The 2846-nt window shown below is 48.5% G+C and carries 3 protein-coding genes; 2 read left to right on the forward strand and 1 reads right to left on the reverse strand.

From position 1 onward, the window contains the following. On the forward strand, positions 1–1179 hold a 1179-nt coding region (locus KDK14_RS07165), incomplete at its 5' end, for a phosphoenolpyruvate carboxylase (protein WP_257264365.1). Between the two features lie 7 nt (positions 1180–1186). Here the strand turns inward: KDK14_RS07165 and KDK14_RS07170 are convergent. Continuing rightward, positions 1187–1552, reverse strand: coding sequence for a gp58-like family protein (locus KDK14_RS07170; RefSeq protein ID WP_257264366.1), 366 nt, complete (start codon positions 1550–1552; stop codon positions 1187–1189). 383 nt (positions 1553–1935) lie between these two features. On the opposite strand from KDK14_RS07170, the gene KDK14_RS07175 reads away from it, so the two are divergent. Then, positions 1936–2655, forward strand: coding sequence for a death domain-containing protein (locus KDK14_RS07175; protein WP_257264367.1), 720 nt, complete (start codon positions 1936–1938; stop codon positions 2653–2655). Positions 2656–2846 lie beyond the last annotated feature (191 nt).

Here is a 2846-nt window from a genome sequence, read left to right on the forward strand (position 1 = left end):
ACCATCTCCAACATGCCCATCGCGCCACTGTTTGAGACACTGGACGACCTTGATAACGCGGCGCAGTGTATTCGTCACCTGCTGTCATTACCCTGGTATCGCGGATATTGCCACGGTGGCCAGATGGTCATGATTGGTTATTCTGATTCTGCCAAGGATGCGGGCTGGATGGCCGCTGGCTGGGCACAGTATCGTGCCATGGAAGAGGTGACAGCGGTATGCGCTGAGGCCGATGTCCGGCTGACCTTGTTCCATGGCCGTGGTGGCACCATTGGTCGTGGTGGTGGCCCGGCCCATGCAGCGATTCTTTCCCAGCCTCCGGGTTCGGTCAATAATCGCCTGCGGGTGACTGAGCAGGGTGAAATGATCCGCTTTAAGTTTGGCTTTCCACAAGTGGCCGTCCAGAGTCTGATGCTGTATGCCAGCGCCACACTGGAAGCAACCCTGTTGCCGCCACCAGTGCCAAAGCAGGAATGGCGTGAGGTAATGGATCAGTTGTCAGCGGATTCCGTGAAGGTTTACCGGGGCATTGTTCGTGAAGAGCCTGACTTTGTGCCTTATTTTCGGGCAGTAACGCCGGAAATGGAGCTGGGTAAATTGCCCCTTGGCTCCCGTCCTGCCAAACGTAAACCCGACGGTGGCGTAGAGAGTCTGCGGGCGATTCCCTGGATTTTTGCCTGGACACAGATCCGCCTTATGTTGCCAACCTGGCTGGGCTGTGGCGAAGCGCTGGAGAATGCGGTCAACAATGGCAACCGGGACGTGCTGGAAGCAATGATGGCCGACTGGCCATTCTTTAAGGCGCGTCTGGAAATGTTGGAGATGGTCTTCACCAAGACCGATGCCCAGCTGGCCAGGTATTATGAAGATCAGCTGGTGCCGGATCATCTGCGCTACCTGGGCGAAAAGCTCAGACGTATGCTGTCGTCTGCCATTGAAGTGCTGCTGGATCTCAAGGAAGGGGATGAGCTGATGTCAGCCCACCCGCAGAACAAAGAAGCCATTGGCTTGCGTAATCCTTACACCGATCCGCTGAACTTCCTTCAGGCTGAGTTGCTGCAGCGGGTTCGCTCCCATGAAAAGATGGCGGGAGAGGATGCTGAAGTGGGTGAGGAGCTTGAACAGGCGATGATGATCACCATTGCCGGTATTGCCGCCGGTATGCGCAATACTGGCTAGGTGGCTGTTATTTCTGGAGGTGGTTCACAATGATAGCAAGGATGTCTTCGATCTTGTCAAAACGTTCACGGGTTTCCTGGCGCAACGATCTGACATCTTGCTGGAGCGAGCTGACATCATGCTGGAGTGAGCTGACATCATGCTGGAGTGAGCTGACATCATGCTGGAGCGAGCCGACATCTTGCTGGAGCGAGCTGACATCATGTTGGAGCAAGCCGACATCTTGCCGAAGCGAGCTGACATCTTGCCGAAGCGACTCAATAGCTTGCTCATGCCTTACACTGTGCAGGAAAAGCTTTTGGATGCCGTCTTGTGTATTTTTGACACTGATCTCAATGCGCCCAATAGGATCATCACTCTGTCTATGAGCCATACATTCCACCTATTGTTTTTGGAGCATTCAGCATAGCAGACGATTTTGGGCTGGCCATATAAAGTGGATTTCTTTTTTGTCCATTTGGTGTGGTTAGATTTAATGACTATCAAATAAAAAATTCAGTGTAAAAAAGCAAATACCCAAGCCCTCTTCATAGGTGAGAAAGAGGTAAAAGGCAAGGCCTGGCGAGTCAAATTTATGGGGGTTCTGTTTAATTAATGGAACTATCCCAGAAACTGGTTGTCCATATATTCGAACCAATAATTGAGGTTATTATGATGAGTTATGGATATGCCACTGGCATCGGTGTAAATGTTCCTGCCAACAAGTTTCAACCTGGTGCACACCCCGGAGTGAGTGAAGAGCAAGTGGCCCGATCAATGCTCGGTGATCTGGATAAGATGGGTTACGATCCAGGTTCGGTTTTACGACGTGCGATTCAAATTTATAACATTGAAAACCCGGCAGACCCGATAGTGGTTGTTGAACCGGATGTTTTTACCACCAGATTTCCCAATCTAAAGCTGTGGATCAACGAGGAGTTCGCTTTTTTAACGTCTGATCAGGTTTTTGAGTTTGCGTTTGCCACCGGCAAACTCAGTGAATTATCAGAGGTGGAGGACCGTCACCGGGATCCGGCTGAAGTCAGAAATCAATTTTTCCAACGCTACTTTTGTCAGGAAGGATTGCAAACCGGATTTGAAAAACTTCAACTATTAACAAGTACTGGCATTCTTACCAACGATATTCAGAAATCTCAACTGGATAAAGCCATTTCCAGGCATCAGCACCTTGAACGAATTGGTGTAATAGAAAAGCCACAAAACTTAAGTAATTTCAATTTTCCAGCCGTATTACCGGTAGCCAGAGAATTTGCAGTGAATTGGACAAGATTGGCACGCTCTTTGCATAAGTTTATTGATCCCAGCGACGTGGAAAGAATTTCCAGTAGATACCCGCAAAATATTGTAAAAGCAACGCTCACTTTTCTGCATGAATTTGCCTGTAATAATGGGAAAATACAGGATTTGATTCCAAAATTAAAAGCACCTTTCCTGGGCAAGGTGGCTCTTGCAGAAAAATTGGAGGAGATCTTGTAGAGGTTTTAACGCCCACATACGGTGCACTTCCGGTTTGATGTCTGGTTGTTGGTTATCTACTTAACATGCAATCATTTTTGGATCAGGAATGTGCATCAGTTATGGAAACCTCTATAAATTCCGGTAGTGTCCCAGAGCCCGGTCAGCAATGATTTTTACACAAAACTATTAAAACACGATTTATTCTTTAT

This window comes from Endozoicomonas sp. ONNA2, assembly GCF_024606365.1.
Classification (GTDB): domain Bacteria; phylum Pseudomonadota; class Gammaproteobacteria; order Pseudomonadales; family Endozoicomonadaceae; genus Endozoicomonas.

Coding starts and splice junctions, on each gene's coding strand:
- KDK14_RS07170 (WP_257264366.1), bottom strand. CDS start 1,552: ATGGCTCATAGACAGAGTGATGATCCTATTGGGCGCATTGAGATCAGT.
- KDK14_RS07175 (WP_257264367.1), top strand. CDS start 1,936: ATGCTCGGTGATCTGGATAAGATGGGTTACGATCCAGGTTCGGTTTTA.